Raw genomic sequence first — 18,835 nt, forward strand, 5'->3', positions numbered from 1 at the left:
GGACAAGCGCTGGCGTCACCCCAAAAGCAAGAGCTGGGGTCAGACCCGTCGGGTCTGACCCCTGGTTTTAGCTGGTGGAGTCGTTGGCGATAAGGGCTTATTTACGCCTGTTGGCCCGCTGCATCACCTCAGTCGCATACTCATTCGCCTCATCGAGCGCGCTCTGCACGTCGCCGCGCGTGCCCGTAAACACTTCTTCCAGCACCACGCCTAGGTTGTCGCCGATGTCCGGCCACTCTGGGCTAGGCCAGATGGTGACGCGCGAGACGGGCGTGGTGTCCGTCAGGCCCGCCTGGATCTGCGGCTTGACGTGCTTGCGGAAGTAGTCGCTGTTGATGGTGCTGGTGCGGTTGTAGTCGCTGAAGACGTTGTCCTTCAGGCGCGCCTGTTCCTGCTCCTTGCCCGTGGCGAAAGCGATGAACTTGCCGGCCGCCTGGCGCGTGCATTCATCTTTGGCGCCCGTGGCGGAAATGGCCAGACCATGGCCGTACGCGGCCGACGCCAGCGGCGCGGGCGGGCGCACGTAGCCGACCTTGTCGACCACCGACGATTTTTTCGGGTCTTCCATCCAGTCGGCGAAGGGCGTCGACTCGATCATGAAGGCCACCTTGCCCGACCTGAACGCTTCGAGCGCATTGCTCCAGTCGTAGGTGGCGCCGCCCGGCGGCGAATACTTGAAAAGGTCGCGGTACAGGGTGGTCGCTTTCACGGCCTGCGGCGAATTGAAAGTCGGCACGCCATCCTTTTCCCACTTGCCGCCGGCGGCCAGCATGAACGGCGACCAGCGCCAGACATTCATGCCAGAGCCGCGCTGGCCCCGCGCCGCCCAGCCGTAGACATTTGGCGGGCTGTTCATTTTCTTGACGGCGGCGACCAGTTCGTCGAGCGTCTTCGGCACGGCGATGCCGGCCTTTTCCAGCAGGTCGCGGCGGTAGAACAGGAAGTCGCTGCCGCCGATCAGGGGCGCGAAATACGCCACGCCCTTGTACGAGGCGACGGCGCGGCGGCCCGGCAGGAAGTCGTCGTAGTCGGCTTCCTTGGGCAGGTATTTGAGCAGGGGGACGACCCAGCCGGCCGTGGCAAATTCGGCCACGTTGGCTTCGTCGATGTAGTAGATCTGGTAGGAGCCGGCCTTGGTGGAAGCATCGAGCCTGGCCTTGGAGCGGCGGTCGTTTTCGCCGAAATAGCTGATTTGTACCTTGGTGCCGCTTTTCTTTTCATACTCGGCGAGGGTCTTTTCCATCACCGTCAGGCCCAGGCTTTTTTGCGCCAGCACCTTGATCACGGGCACCGAGCAGCTTTGCGCCGAGGCGTCTGCAAACCCGGCGGACATGAGGGCGCCCCATGCAACAGCAGTCATGATTTTCATAACACGTCTCCATTTTTATAGTCCGGCGGTTTTCCACCGGTGAAACCACTATAAAAACAAAGACGGCGCATCACCACTACAAAAGGCGCCGGTTTCTAAATACTTTTTTTCACTTCGCCGATACGGATTTTCCGTCTCAGTCCTGGCGAAAATCCTTGCGGTAGATATTCGTCTCCCTGCCCTCCGGCGGCAGGCGCGAGAAACGCTCGTAGCGCAACCCCAGCTTGTTGAGCAGATTGATCGACGCCTGGTTCTGCTGCGAAGTGATGCCGTACAGGGTGCGCAGGCGCAGTACCTGCTGCGCGTGCCGCACGATGGCGGCCGCCGCCTCGTAGGCATAGCCCTGCCCCCAGTAGGCGGGGCGCACGGCATAGCCGATATCGGGGCCGGGCAGGCTGTCGCGCCGCACCAGGCCAGCCATGCCGACAGGCGCGCCATCGCTGCGGCGCTCGACGATGTACAGGGAATAGCCCTGCTCGCGGAACTGCGCCATCGGCCCCGTTTCCAGGGCCGCGCGGGCCGCCTCCACGGTGTGGAGATTGCGCTGGCCGATGTTGGCGATCCACGACGGGTCGTTGACCAGCTCCAGGTAGAAGGCCGCATCGTCCGGCGTCACCGTGCGCAGGCGCAGGCGCGGCGTCTCGCAGATGGTGATGGCGCCGCTCATGCCGGCCACTGCATCGGGTCGCTCAGCAGCTGGTACATCACGTAGGCGTCCACATAGCCCAGTTGCGCGTGGCGGTAGGCCAGCGGCAGGGTAGCGACCACCGTGAAGCCCAGTTTTTTCCACAGGGTGACGGCGGCCAGGTTGGTGCTGACGACGAAGTTGAACTGCATCGCCAGGTAGCCCGCGCGGCGCGCTTCTTCCATGCAGTGCACGCCCAGCAGGCGGCCCACGCCCACGCCTTGCGCAGCCGGGTCGACCATGAACGAGGCGTTGGCCACGTGCGAGCCATGGCCCGGCTGGTTCGCCACCAGCTTGTACATGCCCAGCAGCCGCTCCGTGCCCATCACGGCGACGAAGCTTTGCACGCCAGGGCCGAACCAGTAGGCGTGGCACGCTTCGCGCGTGGTATCGGCGGGAAAGGTATAGGTGTCGCCGGCGGCCACCAGCGTCTGGAAGATCGGCCACATGGCGTCAAAATCGGCTTCGGTGGCCGGGCGGATGTCAATTTCTTTCAAGGCGGTGCTCCCGATAACAAGTGATGGCTGATTGTATCAGCGCCCCAGGCGGAAATTCACGCTATCGGGCCGCCCCGGCAGGTGCAGGCGCGATTGCGCGCGGGGCGATTCGCTGACGACTTTCCCGCGCCGCAGCACCAGGCGCCGCGCCGCGCGCAGGCGCAGCGCTTCCACCGTCGAACTGCAATCGAGGATCAGCAAGTCCGCATGGCAGCCGGGCGCGATGCCGTAGCCCTCGAGACCGAGGATGCGCGCCGGCGTCTCCGTCACGGCCAGGAAGCAGTCGTGCATCGCTTGCTGGCCCGTCATCTGCGCCACGTGCAGTCCCATGTGCGCCACTTCCAGCATGTCGCCCGAACCGAGGCTGTACCACGGATCCATCACGCAGTCGTGGCCGAAGGCGACGGGAATGCCGGCGGCCAGCATCTCGGGCACGCGCGTCATGCCGCGCCGCTTCGGATACGTGTCGTGGCGCGCCTGCAAAGTGATGTTGATGAGGGGGTTGGCAATGGCCGCCACGCCCGCCTCGCGGATCAGGGGCAGCAGTTTGCTGACATAGTAATTGTCCATCGAATGCATGGACGTCAGGTGCGACCCCGTCACCCTGCCCTGCATGCTGAGGCGCTGGCTGTGGAAGGCCAGGGTTTCGATGTGGCGCGACAGCGGGTCGTCCGATTCGTCGCAATGCATGTCCACCATCAGGCCCCGCTCGCAGGCAAATTCGCACAGCAGGCGCACGGATTCCGCGCCGTCGGCCATGGTGCGTTCGAAATGCGGGATACCGCCCACCACGTCGACGCCCATGGCGATGGCGCGCTTCAGATTGTCGAAGGCGCCGGGGCTGCGCAGGATGCCATCCTGCGGGAAGGCCACCAGCTGCAAATCCAGATACGGCGCCACCTGGCGTTTCACATCGAGCAGCGCTTCGACGGCCAGCAGGCGCGGGTCGCAGATATCCACGTGCGAGCGGATGGCCAGCAAGCCGCGCGCCACGGCCCAGTCGCAATACTGCAAGGCGCGGTCCACCAGCGCCTGCTGCGTCAATTGCGGCTTCAATTCGCCCCACAGGGCGATACCTTCGAGCAAAGTACCGGAGGCGTTCACGCGCGGCAGGCCATAGCTGAGCGTGGCATCCATGTGGAAGTGGGCGTCGACAAACGGTGGCGTGACCAGGTCGCCGGCGGCGTCGATCTCTTGCGCGCCCGTCACGGGCAAGGCGGGGCCGACGGCGGCGATGCGGCCGCCCTCGATGGCGATATCGATGGCGCGGCGCCCGTCGGGCAGGCTGGCATTGCGGATGACTAGGTCCATGCGGACACTCCTTCGGTTGACTGCGGTACCTGGTGCTTCCAGTGCATTGTCATCTTATTTCCTCAAGGATGCTGCAGTGCACGAATATACTCACTGGCAAAAGCGTAGCCATAGATTCCATGACAACGCTTTGCGCACGCGCAAACTATCTGCAAATGCTGCCAGGCGCATGAATACAGCCAGCCCGTGGCAAACATGCGGCGCACGCCCTTGAGAAAATAGCTTTCAACTAACTCGAATCACCGCTAGAATATTCATATTGCGTTGCATCATAAAAAGTCCATGATCAGCTTTTAGCGCGCTACCCACTTTACAAAACGCGGCCAACTCTGGTTTTCGGGATTTTGCAGAGCGTTTTGCCAGCATTTTAATCCGTACAAAGGAGTAAATATGTTTCCGCTTCCTGAACAATTTTCCAGCGCCGCCAAGTCGCAACTGGAAAACCAGCTGCAAATCTTCAGCACCCTCACCAGCAAAGTCTTTGAAAGCGCCGAGAAAATCATCGCCCTGAACTTGAACGCAGGCAAGGCCGCCCTGTCGCACACGGCGGAAACGGCGCAGCACCTGCTGGAAACGCAGGATCCGCGCGACTTCTTCAGCTATAGCACCAGCCAGGCCCAGCCGAACATCGAAAGCGTGCTGGCCTACAGCCGCCAGCTGTTCGGCATCGCCTCGAGCACCCAGGCTGAATTGCTGGCCTCGGCCAAGGCCCGTCTCGATGCCGTCGCCCCTGCCATCGCTCCCGCGCCTGCAGCAGCCAAGCCCGCGCTGGCCGCCGTACCTGCGCCTGCAGCGGCAGCTGCCCCCGTTGCCGCCAAGCCTGTAGACGTGGCCAAGCCTGCCGCCAAGGCAGCGCCAGCCCCCGCACCAGTCGCCGCGCCGGCAGCCAAACCGGAAGCGGCGCCTGCCAAGGTTGCCGAGAAGATTGCCGACAAGCCTGCCGTGAAAGTGGTCGAAGCGAAGCCGGCAGCCAAGCCTGAAGCGGCCAAGCCCGCACCGGCGCCCGTCGCCGCGCCAGCGAAAGCCGCCGCGCCAGCACCGGCCAAGCCGGCCGCGAAACCATTTCCTACGAGCAAACCGGCCGCCAAGCCGACCAGCGCCGCCGGCAAGACCGTGGCCAAGGCCGCCGTGAAGCACGCCCCTGCGCCAGCCGCCAAGCCGGCAGCCAAGGTTGCGCCCAAGGGCACGCCATCGAAACAGCTCGACATGCTGGGCGGCAAAGGCAGCGGTCGCAAGTAAGCCTCGCGCACGGCACTGATGCAGCAAAACAACGGGCTACGGCCCGTTTTTTGCGTGCCCGCCCACAGCGCGCTTTTCCGCCTTGTTGTATCCTACGCGTACTTTCCGTCCGCGTGCCCGTCCTTCCGCCCCGCGACACCCCATTATTCAAAACAAAAGGTAACCATGAGTTTATCGAGGCTCATCGCCGGCTTCGTGCGTCAGCATTGGCCGGCGTATGCCGCCGCTGCCGTCATGCTGACAGGCGTGGCAACACTGACCGTCTGGATCCCGCGCCGCGTGGGCGCCATCATCGACGCCCTGGCCGCACACCGCATGACGGCGGCCGAACTGTGGCTTGAGCTGCTGACCCTGCTCGCCGTCGGCGTCGTCATCTACTTCCTGCGCGTGGGCTGGCGCATCACCCTGTTCAAGGCCGCCTACCAGCTGGGCGTGATGCTGCGCACGCGCTTCTACACGCGCATGTCGCAGCAGGGCGCGTCGTTTTACCAGAACCAGCGCACGGGCGACCTGATGGCGCTGGCGACCAACGACATCGACGCCATCGAAATGGCCGCCGGCGAAGCCATGCTGGCCGGCTTCGACGGCACCTTGACCCTGCTGATGGTGCTGGGCATCATGCTGCTGGGCGTGGACTGGCGCCTGGCCTGCATCGCCCTCCTGCCCTTCCCGCTGATGGGACTGGCCTTCTGGCGCATTTCCAGCCATATCCATACGGCGTCGACGGATTCGCTGAAACGCTTTTCCGCGCTGAACGACCATGTGCAGGAATCGCTGTCGGGCGTGCGCACCCTGCGCGCGCTGGGCCTGGAAGAGCGCAGCAGCAAGCAATTCTCCACCCTGGCCGGCCACGCGGCGAACGCCAGCCTGACGGCGCAGCGCTGGGAAGCGGCGTATGAACCGGCCGTCGGCCTGACCCTGACGGCCGCCACGGCGCTGACCCTGGGCCTGGGCGGCTACCTCGTGTGGCAAGACCAGCTGACCATCGGCGCGCTGACGAGCTTTTCCATGTACCTGGGCCAGCTGATCTGGCCCATGTTCGCCGCCGGCTGGGTACTCTCGCTGATCGAACGGGGCCGCGCCGCCTGGCAGCGCCTGCAGCCGATGCTCGATGCGCCGCTGGCCATCGACGACCATGGCACTATTGATACGCTGACGCCCGGCCCCCTGCAATTGCAGGACATCGGCTTCGCCTACGCAGGCCAGACGGCGCCCGCGCTGTCCGGCATCTCGCTACGCCTGCAGCCGGGCCAGACCCTGGGCCTGGTGGGCCCCACGGGCAGCGGCAAGTCGACCCTGCTGCGCGTGCTGCTGCGCCAGGTCACGCCGCAATCGGGCACGGCCACGTGGAATGGCCAGCCGCTGGACGCCTACACCCTGCATGCGCTGCGCGCTGCCATCAGCTGGGTGCCGCAGGAATCGTTCCTGTTTTCCGCCACCATCGCGGACAATATCGCCCTGGCCCGTCCCGGCGCCACGCGCGAGGAAGTGGAACGGGCGGCGCAGCTGGCCGACATCCATGCGGACATTTTGCAATTCCCCGACGGCTACCAGACGCACGTGGGCGAAAAAGGCATCACCCTGTCCGGCGGCCAGCGCCAGCGCGTGGCGATCGCCCGGGCTCTCCTGGCCGACAACGGCTTGCTGCTGTTGGATGATGCGCTGTCCGCAGTCGACACGGGCACGGAAACGCGCATCCTGCAGCACCTGGAAGAATTGCGCGCGCGCCGCCCCGAGCGCAGCGCCATCATCGCCAGCCACCGCCTGAGCGCCGTCGTCAACGCCGACCTGATTTTGGTCCTGCGCGATGGCCACGTGACGGAAACGGGCAACCACGACGCGCTGATGCAGCGCGACGGCTGGTATGCCAGCCAGTGGCGCTATCAACAACTGGAGGCCAGCCTCGATGCCATCTAAGACCGACCACGCCACCACCGCCACGCCATCCGTGCGCCGCCAGGCCGCGCAAGCCATCGGCCTGCTGCGTCGCGCCGCCGCGCCCGACCTGCGCCACCTGTACTGGGCCACGTTCTGGCTGATCCTCGCCGCCGCCCTGGAAGTGACGGGGCCGATCCTGGGCAAGGCCCTGATCGACCAGCATCTGCTGCCGCGCAACCTGGACTGGACGCGCATGTCCCTGCTGCTGGGCGGCTGCCTGCTGACGGGCTGGGTCGCTTCCGGCCTGCGCTATCTGCAGCTGGTGCGCCTGTCCGGCCTGGCCATGCGCTCGGTGCAGCGCCTGCGCGAAACCGTGTACCAGCACGTGCTGCGCCTGCCGATGAGTTTTTTCGACCGCGCCATCACGGGCCAGCTGGTCAGCCGCGTCACCAACGACACGGAAGCCGTGAAATCGCTGTACGTGCAAGTGCTGTTCGTCATCCTCGACAGCTCCATCGTGCTGGTCGGCACCATGGCCGCCATGGCCTTCCTCGACTGGCGGCTGATGCTGATCGTGCTGGCCCTGCTGCCGGCCGTGCTGGTCATCGTCTTCCTGTACCAGCGCTGGAGCGCGCCGGCCGTCACGCGCGCGCGCGCCCTGCGCAGCGAAATCAACGGGCAGATCGCCGAATCGATCGGCGGCATGAGCGTGCTGCAGGCGAATAACGCGGAAAAGCGCTTCGGCGCGCGCTTCACGGGCATCAACCAGGACCACTACACGGCGCGCATGCAGGAATTGCGCGCCAACGCCTGGCTGCTGCGCCCCGCGCTCGACATGCTCAACATCGTGCTGCTGGCCGTCGTCATCTTCAGCTTCGGCCGGCGCGAGATGGGCGCTGTGGAAGTGGGCGTGCTGTACGCATTCATCAGCTACATCGCGCGCGTGATCGAACCCTTGATCCAGATCACCATGCAGTTCAGTCAATTGCAGCAATCTGTGGTGGCGACGGCGCGCGTCTCGGCCCTGCTGGACGAAGCGCAGGCGCTCGAACACGCGCAGGGCAGGGAAACACCGGCCCTGCGGCAGGCGAAAGCGGGCGTCGACCTGCCCGCCGTGGACATTTCCCGCCTGACCTTCGCCTACGTGGAAAACCAGCCCGTGCTGCACGACCTGTCGCTGACCATCCCGCAAGGTGCCTTCTTCGGCATCGTCGGCCACACGGGCAGCGGCAAGTCGACCCTGCTCTCCTTGTTGCTGCGCTTCTACCCCGTCACACAGGGCAGCATCGCCATCAATGGCGTCGCCCTCGACAGCATCGACAACGAGCATTTCCGCGCCGACGTGGGCCTGGTGCCGCAAGACCCCTTCCTGCTGGCCGCCTCCGCGCGCGAAAACATCGACATGGGCCGCGGCTACACGCAGCAGCAGATCGAGACGGCAGCGCGCGCCGCACATGCGCACGATTTCATCGCCGCGCTGGAACACGGCTACGACACGCCGCTGGGCGAAGGCGGCTCGCGCCTGTCGTCGGGGCAGAAGCAGCTGATCGCCATTGCCCGCGCGCTGGCCGGCCAGCCGCGCATTCTGCTGCTGGACGAAGCGACGTCGCGCATCGATAGCCAGACGGAGCAGATCGTGCAGCTGGCCCTCAACGAATTGCGCGGCAAGGTGACCATCATCGCCATCGCCCACCGCCTGTCGACCATCCGCGAAGCCGACCGGATCATCGTCCTGAATCACGGCCGCATCACGGAAGCGGGGCCGCACGACGCCCTGATGCAGATCGAAGGCGGCCTGTACCAGCGCCTGTACCTGCTGCAGCAGCTGGCGCAGTAAGGGGGCCTTGTCAATGCCTGCCGTGTGCACTTTCGCAAATTTCTGCGCACCGCATGATATTTCTTGATTGCAACAGAATATAATCTGTTCAAGACAGGTGGTCATTGCGGGAGCGGGACGTTGGCAGGCAGACAGAGACGGGCATCATGGCGAAAGGCGCATTGGCTGCTGGTACTGGCCTGCCTGCTGCCGCCCGCCGCCCATGCCCAGGCCGGCAACCTGGAGCAGCAGATTGCCGCCGTACGCGAGGATGGCCGCTTCGTGCCCGCGCGCGCCCTGCAGCGCCTGCAGGAGGTGGAAACGCAGGCGCGCAGCGCCCCCCTGCCCGTGCGCGCGGAATTCCTGACCCAGCTGAGCACCGTCCGCATGCGCCTGGGGCAGAACGACCTCGCCATGCAGCTGGCCGAGGAGCTGATCGCCTACGCCCGCGCCAACAAGAACGACGTGGCGCTGGCGAAAGGCGTGCTCTGCAAAGCCTACATCACGTTTGCCATGAACGAACGCCGCGCCTCGCACCTGCTGGCCTTCGAAGCGGAACGCATCGCCAACCGCACGGACGACTTGCCCGTGCGCGTGCAGGCGACCATCAGCGCGGGCCAGTCGTGGGCCGAGGAAGGCAATTTCCCGTTTGCGCTGGCCAAGCTGCAGGCGGCCGTCGACCTGGCGCGCCAGAGCAACTCCCCCACCAGCCTGGCCGCCGCCCTGAATGCCCTCACCCTGCTGTACACGCAGATGCGCGAATACGACAAGGGCTTCGCGGTGCTCGACGAATTGCTGGCCGTATCCGGCACCCTGGCGTCGCCGGGCCGCATGGCGCAGGCGAAGAATACGGAATACGGGCTGGCGCTCGACGCGCAGCAGCCGCAGCGGGGCCAGCGCGCCCTGCTGGCGGCCCTGGCGCTGGAACGCCAGCTGGACGCGCGCGGCATGGTGGCCGTTACCCTCGTCAACCTGTCGGACAGCTACCTGAAGGAAGGCGACTACGTGCGCGCGCTGCGCTATGCGAATGAAGCCATCACGGCGGGGCGCCTGGTCAACAATGAACAGGTGGAAGCGACGGCGCGCCTGAACATCGGACAGGCGCTGATCGGCCAGGGACGCCTGCAGGAAGGCAAGCAAAGCGTGGCCACGGGCCTGGCCTACTACGAACGCACGGCCAACCAGCCGGACATGCAGGCCGTGCTGCTGGAATACGGCACGGCGCTGGAAAAGGCGGGCGACCTGCGCGGCGCCGTGACGGCCTACCACCGCGAGCGGGGCATCTCGAACCAGTTGTTCGAGAAACAACGGCAAAAAGCCGTGTATGAGCTGCAAGAAAAGTATGAGGCGGAAAAGAAACAGCGCCAGATCGAGCTGCTGAGCCGCGAAAATCAGCTCAAGAGCACGGAAATCGACAACCGCCGCCTGCAGCAGCGCGTGTGGTGGCTGCTGGCGCTGGTACTGGCCATGGCGTCCGCCATCGTTGGCTTGCTGTACCGCAAGGTGCGCCACGCGAACGTGCAGCTGAAGGTGAAAAACCAGGAACTCAAGCGCCAGAGCTCGCGCGACCCGCTGACGGCCCTGTACAACCGCCGCCATTTCCAGGAATTCATGCGCAGCCATGCGGGCAAGCCGCAGCCGGCCTACGGCGGCGCCGATGTCGTGGGCGCGCTGTTCCTGCTCGATGTCGACCATTTCAAGCACATCAACGACCGTTACGGCCATGCCGCGGGCGACCTGGTGCTGACGACGATCGCCGAAACCTTGCACGACGTGTTGCGCGAAACGGACATGATCGTGCGCTGGGGCGGCGAGGAATTCCTTGCCTTCCTGCCGGCTGTCGCGCGCGACGGGCTCGACGATATCGCGCGGCGCATCCTCAACGGCATGGCGGCGCAAAGCATCCACTACCAGGGACAGGCCATCCAGGTGCACGTCTCCGTGGGCTTTGCGCCCTATCCGCTGGCGCCGCTGGGACGCCCGCTCACGTGGGAACGCAGCGTCAACCTGATCGACATGGCGCTGTACCTGGCCAAGGCGCACGGGCGCAACCGGGCGTATGGCTTGCGCGGTTTTCAGCAGGTGGAAAAAACGACCCTGGAAGCGGTGGAGCAAGACCTGGAGCGCGCGTGGCGCGACGGCTTTGTCGATCTGAGCGTGGTGCTGGGGGGAACGGACGGGGGCGATACTGCCGCTGCAGGCGCTGCGACGCGGGGCAGCCAGGCTGGCGCCAGCGATGGCGTGACCGCAGCGGCCGTCACCTGACGACCACTGCGGGGAGCGGACCGGCCGTGGCCGGCCCTGGCGATGTTATCGCGATGATTACTTGTGCGCGGCGTCCTGCATCTTTTCGCCCGCTTTTTCCACTTTCTTGCCGACGGCGTCGGCCGCTTCGCTCATTTTCTTGTCGGCGTCAGCGGCGACCTGGTCCATCTTGGCGCCCGTATCGGCAGCGGCCTGGCTCACGGCAGCGTCAGCCTTGGTAGCGGCGGCCTTGATGTCGGCTTCAGCCTTGGCAGCGGCCGCATCGATCTTCTGGCCAGCCTGTTCCGCAGGGCCTGCGGCGACATCGCTCTTCTTCTGGCAGGCAGCCAGTGCCACGACCATCATCCCGGCGGCGCACACGGTCATCCAATTTTTGCTTACTTTCATGATATTCCCTTTCATTGTTATCAAAAGACACAGATCAGTTCGCAATATACACCTGCCTAAAATTTTCTAGCGTGCGCTAACGCACATAAAAACACGCTTTTGTGGCGTAGTTGTAAGCAATGGTATCTTGATATTTTTTAGCCATGTTTTCCCTGCGCAGGACGGGGCGCCCGATAGCCATCCGTCAAGGTCTGCAGGAAGGCGATCACGTCGGCGATCTCCGCCGCGTTCAGGGCGGGCGCCTGGCCCGGCTGGCGGTCGAATGGCGCTTCCACGTTCACGTTCGCGTCCATTCCCGGCGGCATATCGTTGTATTTTCGCACCTTGCCGTGCTTATCCCTTGGATACCATTTTTGCGGCGCCGTATCGCGCTGCACGTAAAAACGCAGCACCTGTTCCAGGCTGTCAAAGCTGCCGTTGTGGAAAAACACCTTGCGCAGGGCGACATTGCGCAGGGACGGTGTCTTGAAGCTGCCGCAATATTCCTTGTGCTGCGTCAAGTCGGTGCGGTCCGGGCCGCACAGTCCCAGGTCAAAGAACGCCGGGTCCGCATTGACCGGCAGCTTGCCGTTGCGCGGCACGCCGATATTGATCAAGCCGTAATCCGTAAATTGCGGGAAGGCGCCGCCGGCACTCACCTGGCTGATATGGCAGGAGGCGCAATTGCCCTTGCGTTCATCGTTGAACAGGGCCAGGCCACGCGCTTCCTGCGGGCTCAGGACGGCCTGCTTGCGCAGCACGGCGTCGTACTTGCTCGTGTAGGGGTAGAAGTCGGCCGGGCTTTCCTGGAACACTTCCAGCGACATCAGCGCCCAGCGCAGCGCCTGGCCCGGCTGCTCGAAGATATCCGCGCCATACGTCTGACGGAACTGCGCCGCCAGCGGACCGGCCCGCAGCTTGGCGACGACGGCGGCCCCGTCGCGGTTGCCCATCTCGCGCGGCGAGAGCAAGGGCGCCAGCGCCTGCTCATGGCCGGACTGGGCGCGGCCATCCCAGTTGCGCCCGCCCGTGGGACCCGCATCGACGCTGTCGTCGCCATCGTCGTCGTGATAGTGCTCGCTGAAGGCGGGCGCCGTCTGCAGATAGCGCAGCGAGGGCGCCGCGCGCGTGCCCGCATCCTTCAATTCCGGGCCGCCCAGCTGCACCGCCAGCCCGTTCGGCGGACCGTACGCGTGCTCGGGACTGTGGCAGCTGGCGCACGCCAGCTTGCCCGACACGGACAGGCCGGGCTCGAAAAACATGGCGCGGCCCATGGCCGTCATTGCCGCCACCGATGGCTGGCGCTTCAGGCTCGGCGCGTAGGCCGCGGCCAGGTAGGCGGGCGCGGGGGCGGCCTGGGCTTCCGGCGGCGGCGCGGGCTGGCAGGCGGACAGCATGCACATGGCAAGCAGCAGAGGGGGTATCGTTTTCATCATGGGCTGGCAGCGTAGCAACGGCATGTGACAACTGCGTGACAAAACCCCGCAAAACCTCATGTATCAAGTTCGTACATTACGTCATGTAACAGGCGCTGACATGTCACGCAGCTGACATATTGCCTGCCTAGCATGCGACGTTTTCCACCCAGAAGGCATGAACATGAACTTGCACGCAAAACCCTCCCTGCGGCCCCTGCCGTTGTTACTGTCGCTGGGCCTGGCCGCCTGCGGCAGCGACTATGCGATCACACCCGGCACCCAAGGCCAGGTGATCGGCAGCTACTATGAAAACGCCCAGGTGTGCCTGGAAAGCGCCACCGCCAAGCTGACGTGCGACAACGCTTCCGCCACCGTACGCACGGCCGCCGACGGCAGCTACACGCTGGACGGCCAGGGCGCCGTGCTGGCGACCATCGGCACGGACGCCATCCGCCATGAAGCCATCGGCGACGCCGGCAGCAAGGTGACGCAAAAACTGCTGCTGCGCGCTCCCGCCGGCCACAGCGCGTTTGTGAGCGCCCTGTCGACGGAACTGGCGCAAGTCATGGATGGCAACGGCGGCGACTTTGCGGCCGCCAGCAGCAAGCTGGCCGCGCGCCTGGGCGTGTCGGAAGCGGGCCTGGCGTCCGACTTCAACAAGGCCAGCGGCGACGAACTGGCGAAACTGAAGGCGGAAAACGCCAGCGTGACGGCCTTGATCGCCAGCGCCAGCGCGCAAGCGGCGCCCGCCGACGCGCTGGCCGCCCTGAACGGCGCCCTGGCGCTGAACAATATCCAGACCATCGTCGTCATCTACGCGGAAAACCGCGGCTTCGACAATCTGTACGGCCTGTTCCCGGGCGCGAACGGCGTGCCGGGCGTCAATCCCACGTCGACTTCCGCCTACGTGGCGCAGAAAGACTACGACGGCAGCACCCTGCCCGTGCTGCCGCCCACCTGGGGCGGCATGACGGCGGCAGGCCAGAGCACCGTCATCACCCAGGCGCAATCGGCCAACCTGCCGAACAAGCCGTTCCAGATCGACGACGCCGCCAGCCCCCTGTACCTGCCGCAATCGGTGATCACGCGCGACCTCGTGCACCGCTTCTACAACAACCAGATGCAGATCAACGGCGGCGCCAACGACAAGTTTACGGCGTATTCCGACGCGGGCGGTTTGAGCATGGGCTATTACGACGGCAGCAAGATGCAGCTGTGGGACATCGCCAGGCAATATGCGCTGGCCGACAACCTGTTCATCGGCGCCTTCGGCGGCTCCTTCCTCACGCACCAGTACCTGATCTGCGCCTGCGCGCCCACCTACCCGAACGCCGACACCTCGGTGGCCAAGGGTTCGATCGCCAAGATCGACGTCGATGCCAAGGGCAACTTCCTGCGCCTGACGCCGTCCGCCACGGCGCCGGGCACCGTCCTGAACAGCGCCCCTGCGTATGCCAATGACGGCGCGCTGACGCCGGCCGACAGCACGGGCATGTTCTATGCCGTCAATACCATGCAGCCGCCGTTCCAGCCCAGCAGCAATGCGCCGGCGTCCGGCGACAGCAGCAAGCTGTATGCGGACACGGGCAAGGCCACCACCCTGCCGCAGCAGACGCAGACGAATATCGGTGACTTGCTTTCAGGCAAGAACATCGACTGGGCCTGGTATGCAGGCGCCTGGAAAGACACGACGGCCCTGGCGACGGCCAGCGCGCGCGCCGGCAGCTTCCCGAATCCGCCGAACTTCCAGTTCCACCACCAGCCCTTCAATTACTTTGCGAATATGGACCCCGTGAAGGCGCCCGCCTACCGCGCCGCCCACCTGCGCGACTTCGACAGCCAGTTCCTCAGCGACGCGGGCGCCGGCAAGCTGCCGCCCGTGACCTTCTACAAGCCGCAGGGCAACTTGAACCAGCACGCGGGCTATGCCAGCGTGGCCGACGGCGACGCGCACATCGCCAGCGTCATCGCCCAGCTGAAGAAAAGTCCGCAATGGAAGAACATGCTGGTCATCGTCACCTACGATGAAAACGGCGGCTTTTACGACCACGCGGCGCCGCCGAAGGGCGACCGCTGGGGTCCCGGCACGCGCGTGCCCGCCATCCTCGTCTCGCCGTACGTGAAAAAGGGATTAGTTGATCATACGCAATACGATTCGGCTTCCATCCTGCGCGCCATCACGCACCGTTTTGCGTTGCCCGTGCTCGATGGCTTGAGCACGCGCGACAAGGCGCTGGTGGCCAACGGCGGCAAGCCGATGGGCGACTTCAGCGCGGCGCTGGCGCTGGTGCCGCAAGAGTAATCGCGCCCGCCGACAGGCGCGACGCCCGCACGGCCTGGCCGCGACGGGCGTTTTTCATGCTGGGGTTATTGGCCCGCTCCCGGGGCCGCATCGAGCAGCGAACGCTCGAGCAATTGCGACAACGCCGTGCGCAGCGTCTGCGTGCGCGCCGCCAGTTCCGGCCGTTTGTAGCGCTCGGCGGCGATCAGGCTGTTTTCCAGGCAAACCCGGTCCGAACGCGCCAGGCAGGCGTCGGCCAGGTCGAGCTGGGCGCTGGCCAGCGCCACTTTCACCTTGGCATCGAGTTCCAGGGTGTCGGGATCGTCGCCCCAGCGTTTCACGTAAGCGGCCAGGCGCGTGGCGGCCAGATCCGGCTTGCCCCCATCGAGGGCCTGGCTGACGCTGTCTTGCAGCGCCGTCCAGGCCTGCGCCCGCTGCTGTTGCCTGTCGCAGGCGGCGGCGGACTTACTGATGTTCGCCTGCAGGCGCTTGATCTGCGCGGCGGGCGCCTTGGCGCTTTTCAGCACGGCCAGCGCGCTGCGCGCCCCGTCCAGGTCGCACTGCGCCGCCAGCGCCGTGGCGGCCTCGACCTGTTCCGCCACGCTGGCCGGCTTGTCCGCCGGCTTGTTGAAGAACCAGATGCCGGTCAATACCACTGCCGCCGCGAGCCACGTGCGCAAGCGCACGGGCGGGCGCGGTGGCGGCACCGAACCCTTGACGGCCGGTTTCGCGGGCGGCGCCTTGGCCGGCGCGACAGGTGCTGGCGGGACGGGCTTGGGCGCGGGTGCGGACTGCGGCGCGGGCTGCGGCATTGGAGCAGGCGCAGGCGTGGGAGGCGCGACGGGCACGGGCGGCGGCATGCGCGGCACCGGCGGCGCCACGGCTTTCTCCAGGACAGGCGCTTGCGCTATCTGGCGCGCGCCGCAAAACGGGCAATGCGCCACGCGCAGCGGCAAGGTCCGGCCGCAAGCGGCGTTGATGCAAACGTCATTCACTGTTTCAAGCACATTCCAACCTTTTCCTGGAGTCATTCCACTGCGTTCTGCCGCAATATTACCTTACGCAAGCACGGCAACGGCGCAACGGCGCCGTGTTTCATGGCCTTGATACCGATCAAAAAGCATCCGCCGCAGCGGTCTAAGCTACCAGCAGCGGCCAAGGACAAGGAGAACGCCATGCCAGCCCACCTGATCATCGAAGACGGCCAGCCCTGGTGGTGGGACAGCGCGGATATCTGGGTCGTGCCGGGCAATGATCCGAATGGCCCGCCCGGCGCGCCCATCGCCGGCACCGCCAACTACCTGTGGGGCCGCGTACACAACACGGGCAACAGCGCCTCGAACGGCGTGCGCGTAGACTTTTACTGGGCCGATCCTTCCGGCCAGATCGCCGTCGGCGCCGCCACGCAGATCGGCTCCGCGTTTGCCGACTTGCCGCCGGGCGCCACGCAGGAAGTGCTGTGCCTGGTGCCCTGGGTGCCCGTCATCGTCAACGGCGGCCACGAATGCCTGCTGGCCGTGGCCCACGGCGCGGGCGACATCAACCCGCTGCCCGATCCCCTGCCCAACGGCTTTCCTTTCCAGCCCACCTTGCACGAGCAGATCGCCCAGCGCAATGTCACCGTGGTGCTGGCGGCAAGGCGCGCGCAATCGCTGGCCATCGCGGTGGCGGCCCTGCCCCGCGCAACGAAAAAAGTGGAACTGCAGATTGAGCAGGGCGGCGAGCTGCCGGAACACCTGCTGGCCACCCTGGGCCTCGAGCGCTGGCAGCCGGCCAGGGACGCCCGCCTGATAGCGGGCCTGGCGCGCACGCCCCACTGCAATAGCGATGCGCCCGGCGAGCAAAAGCTGGCGCTGGAAGTGCCGCGCGGGCAGGCGCAGGCCGTGTACCTGAGCGTGCGCGCCGAAGCCTTGCCGCCACGCCAGTATGCGCTGCTGCGCGTGCTGGAGAGCCAGGAAGGCAAGGTCATGGGCGGCATCACGTATATCGTCACCGATCTCGAGAAAGAGCAAGCGCAAGACCAGCAAAGCCCCGAGGAGCAAGCATCATGAGCGATACCCCCCTGCAGGTGCTGACGCGGCCGTTCGCGATCGAGCCCGTCACCAACATCATGCTGCCCGATGGCATCTTCGACAATGCCATCTATGGCTTGCGCATCGCCGCCCACGTCACCAATATGTCCAGCAGCGCCCTGAACAATGTCACCGTGTACCTGGAAAGCGTGGGCGACCCCGGCATCGTGCCCGTGGCGCGCACCTTCTTCTTTGCCAGCATCCCGGCCGGCGCGGCCATGCTGGTGATGTGGGATGCCGACTTCCAGCATGCGGCGCCCGGCAAGCGCCTCGTCAGCTTCGTCGCCAAGGCGGACGGCTACCTGCCGCACCGCTCGATCCAGCAAATCTTCGTCTCGCAGACGCGCTTCGACAGCGCCACCAACACGTACACGTGCACGGTCGAGGAAGGCACACTGGAACTGTCCAAGCCGCAAGGCCACCTGCCGGGCAAGCGCTGGGGCAGCACGGGCGGCGACGGGAAGGAGTGCCGCTGCCCGCCCGGCCTGGGACCGATCGTGCCTACCGGCATGACCCTCGTCTGGACGCCGAACCCCGCCTACGCGGGCACGCATGGCGAGCTGCCGTTTTCCGACCCGTGGTGGAAGATACTCGCCATTATCATCGCCATCATCGCCGCGCTGGTGGCCATCATTTCAGCCGCGCTCGGTTCCGGCAAGGCCAGCTTCAGCGTGGGCGGCACCTTCGAGGAAACCGATCCCAGCGTCGACTGCTGCTCGCTGGAAGGGGCAGGCTCGGGCCTGCCCGAATTCACGGTGGCGGGCGTGGCCTCGGCCATCGCCTCGGGCGCCATCGCCGTCGCCTGCTCCGATATCGCGGACCCGTTCTGGCGTGGCCAGGAAGCAACACCACCGGCCGCCGGCGAACTGACACTGGCCGAGCGCGTGGTGGCGAAATGGGTGTTGCCGGAAGCGCCGAACGCGGGCCTGCCCTACACGGCCGACATCAGCTGGGAGTACGAGCGCTTCACCACGGGCGCCACCTACCAGCATGCCGTGAGCGAAACGCAGGTCAACATCCACCTGGCGGGGCCCGTGGAAACGGATACGCCCGCCGTCGTGCAAGCCTACGAACCGCTGTGGCTGCGCGCCAGCTTCAAGCGCGACAATGGCAATGTGTTCCGCGGTACAGAGCTGTATGCCTTCGTGCTGTTCCAGGCGCCGCAGGGACTGTATTTCGTCGAATCGCTGACCGATGACGGCCTGGGCTTCGATCCGGGCGCCAACGATGGCGTCTACGCAGGCAGCCTGGACTTGAAGCGCGCTTACCGCACCTTGCTGCAATATGATCAAAAGGTCTACGGCACCTGGCGCGTCTTCGTTTTCGCCCAGGACGTCAACCTGACCAAGCCCGGCACGCCGCCCGAAATCGCCGCCCAGCACATCGGCGGCATGTTCGTCGCCAGCGCCATCGAAATCACCTTCGACGACACCCTGCCCTGCCCGCTCAAGGCGCAGGCGAATATCGTCGTGGTGTAGTGATAAGCGAGGTCAGGCTTAGGTCGCGCAGGTCGGATTAGCGCCAGCGGCGCCATTGGATACTCATACGCGCAGACCAGGAGCCGCTGAGAAAATGCGCAGGGCCAGGTGCCGCCCCGAAGACAGTACTTCAGTACAGCGAGGTAAATGCAGGGCAGGC

14 protein-coding genes are annotated in these 18,835 nt (G+C 65.6%); 7 read left to right on the forward strand and 7 right to left on the reverse strand.

Going from position 1 to position 18,835, the window contains the following annotated elements; genetic code table 11:
- Window positions 1-97: 97 nt before the first annotated feature.
- From OX460_RS11930 to OX460_RS11945, 4 genes are all read right to left on the reverse strand, one after another.
- Window positions 98-1,360, reverse strand: coding sequence for a sugar ABC transporter substrate-binding protein (locus OX460_RS11930; protein ID WP_251350744.1), 1,263 nt, complete (start codon window positions 1,358-1,360; stop codon window positions 98-100).
- A gap of 145 nt (window positions 1,361-1,505) precedes the next feature.
- Window positions 1,506-2,036, reverse strand: coding sequence for a GNAT family N-acetyltransferase (locus OX460_RS11935; protein ID WP_289898735.1), 531 nt, complete (start codon window positions 2,034-2,036; stop codon window positions 1,506-1,508).
- Complete coding sequence (locus OX460_RS11940; protein WP_099666740.1) at window positions 2,033-2,551, reverse strand: N-acetyltransferase; 519 nt, start codon at window positions 2,549-2,551, stop codon at window positions 2,033-2,035. The genes OX460_RS11935 and OX460_RS11940 overlap by 4 nt, the downstream gene beginning before the upstream one ends.
- A 36-nt stretch (window positions 2,552-2,587) precedes the next feature.
- On the reverse strand, window positions 2,588-3,862 hold the full coding sequence (locus OX460_RS11945) for an amidohydrolase family protein (RefSeq protein ID WP_289898736.1): 1,275 nt from the start codon (window positions 3,860-3,862) through the stop codon (window positions 2,588-2,590).
- Window positions 3,863-4,252: 390 nt separating this feature from the next.
- Between OX460_RS11945 and OX460_RS11950 the strand changes: the two genes are divergently transcribed.
- The 4 genes from OX460_RS11950 (at window position 4,253) to OX460_RS11965 (ending at window position 11,060) form a co-directional block, all read left to right on the forward strand.
- Window positions 4,253-5,101 (forward strand): phasin family protein, encoded by an 849-nt coding sequence (locus OX460_RS11950; protein WP_289898737.1) that lies wholly within the window; start codon window positions 4,253-4,255, stop codon window positions 5,099-5,101.
- Window positions 5,102-5,266: 165 nt separating this feature from the next.
- Window positions 5,267-7,018 carry an ATP-binding cassette domain-containing protein gene (locus OX460_RS11955; RefSeq protein WP_289898738.1) on the forward strand — a complete coding sequence of 584 codons (1,752 nt, stop codon included), beginning with the start codon at window positions 5,267-5,269 and terminating at the stop codon, window positions 7,016-7,018.
- Window positions 7,008-8,816: an ABC transporter transmembrane domain-containing protein gene (locus OX460_RS11960; protein WP_289898739.1), complete on the forward strand. Its 1,809-nt coding sequence runs from the start codon at window positions 7,008-7,010 to the stop codon at window positions 8,814-8,816. Before OX460_RS11955 ends, OX460_RS11960 begins: the two co-directional genes overlap by 11 nt.
- Window positions 8,817-8,936: 120 nt before the next feature.
- Entirely contained in the window at window positions 8,937-11,060 is a 2,124-nt protein-coding gene (locus tag OX460_RS11965; protein ID WP_354669826.1) for a GGDEF domain-containing protein, read from the forward strand.
- A gap of 57 nt (window positions 11,061-11,117) precedes the next feature.
- Here the strand turns inward: OX460_RS11965 and OX460_RS11970 are convergent, their stop codons facing one another.
- Together OX460_RS11970 and OX460_RS11975 are read right to left on the reverse strand one after the other, a co-directional pair.
- Entirely contained in the window at window positions 11,118-11,447 is a 330-nt protein-coding gene (locus OX460_RS11970; protein ID WP_077408123.1) for a hypothetical protein, read from the reverse strand.
- Window positions 11,448-11,584: 137 nt separating this feature from the next.
- Window positions 11,585-12,859 (reverse strand): cytochrome c peroxidase, encoded by a 1,275-nt coding sequence (locus OX460_RS11975; RefSeq protein ID WP_289898896.1) that lies wholly within the window; start codon window positions 12,857-12,859, stop codon window positions 11,585-11,587.
- 166 nt (window positions 12,860-13,025) lie between these two features.
- Here OX460_RS11975 and acpA point away from each other — a divergent pair, with 166 nt between their 5' ends.
- Entirely contained in the window at window positions 13,026-15,146 is a 2,121-nt protein-coding gene (gene acpA / locus OX460_RS11980; protein WP_289898740.1) for an acid phosphatase, read from the forward strand.
- Between the two features lie 65 nt (window positions 15,147-15,211).
- Here acpA and OX460_RS11985 read toward each other — a convergent pair whose 3' ends face one another.
- Entirely contained in the window at window positions 15,212-16,132 is a 921-nt protein-coding gene (locus OX460_RS11985; RefSeq protein WP_289898741.1) for a hypothetical protein, read from the reverse strand.
- A gap of 168 nt (window positions 16,133-16,300) precedes the next feature.
- Here OX460_RS11985 and OX460_RS11990 point away from each other — a divergent pair, with 168 nt between their 5' ends.
- The gene (locus OX460_RS11990; protein WP_289898742.1) at window positions 16,301-17,176 is read left to right on the forward strand and encodes a hypothetical protein; all 876 of its coding nucleotides are present in this window, start codon (window positions 16,301-16,303) and stop codon (window positions 17,174-17,176) included.
- Complete coding sequence (locus tag OX460_RS11995; RefSeq protein ID WP_289898743.1) at window positions 17,173-18,675, forward strand: hypothetical protein; 1,503 nt, start codon at window positions 17,173-17,175, stop codon at window positions 18,673-18,675. Before OX460_RS11990 ends, OX460_RS11995 begins: the two co-directional genes overlap by 4 nt.
- Window positions 18,676-18,835 lie beyond the last annotated feature (160 nt).

Source organism: Janthinobacterium sp. SUN033 (assembly GCF_030397595.1).
Lineage (GTDB): Bacteria > Pseudomonadota > Gammaproteobacteria > Burkholderiales > Burkholderiaceae_D > Janthinobacterium > Janthinobacterium kumbetense.

Excerpts from the sequence above, each read along its gene's own strand:
- OX460_RS11995 (WP_289898743.1), top strand. The coding sequence starts at position 17,173 with ATGAGCGATACCCCCCTGCAGGTGCTGACGCGGCCGTTCGCGATCGAG.
- OX460_RS11945 (WP_289898736.1), bottom strand. The coding sequence starts at position 3,862 with ATGGACCTAGTCATCCGCAATGCCAGCCTGCCCGACGGGCGCCGCGCC.
- OX460_RS11955 (WP_289898738.1), top strand. The coding sequence starts at position 5,267 with ATGAGTTTATCGAGGCTCATCGCCGGCTTCGTGCGTCAGCATTGGCCG.
- OX460_RS11950 (WP_289898737.1), top strand. The coding sequence starts at position 4,253 with ATGTTTCCGCTTCCTGAACAATTTTCCAGCGCCGCCAAGTCGCAACTG.
- OX460_RS11935 (WP_289898735.1), bottom strand. The coding sequence starts at position 2,036 with ATGAGCGGCGCCATCACCATCTGCGAGACGCCGCGCCTGCGCCTGCGC.
- OX460_RS11975 (WP_289898896.1), bottom strand. The coding sequence starts at position 12,859 with ATGAAAACGATACCCCCTCTGCTGCTTGCCATGTGCATGCTGTCCGCC.
- OX460_RS11970 (WP_077408123.1), bottom strand. The coding sequence starts at position 11,447 with ATGAAAGTAAGCAAAAATTGGATGACCGTGTGCGCCGCCGGGATGATG.
- OX460_RS11930 (WP_251350744.1), bottom strand. The coding sequence starts at position 1,360 with ATGACTGCTGTTGCATGGGGCGCCCTCATGTCCGCCGGGTTTGCAGAC.
- acpA (WP_289898740.1), top strand. The coding sequence starts at position 13,026 with ATGAACTTGCACGCAAAACCCTCCCTGCGGCCCCTGCCGTTGTTACTG.
- OX460_RS11960 (WP_289898739.1), top strand. The coding sequence starts at position 7,008 with ATGCCATCTAAGACCGACCACGCCACCACCGCCACGCCATCCGTGCGC.
- OX460_RS11990 (WP_289898742.1), top strand. The coding sequence starts at position 16,301 with ATGCCAGCCCACCTGATCATCGAAGACGGCCAGCCCTGGTGGTGGGAC.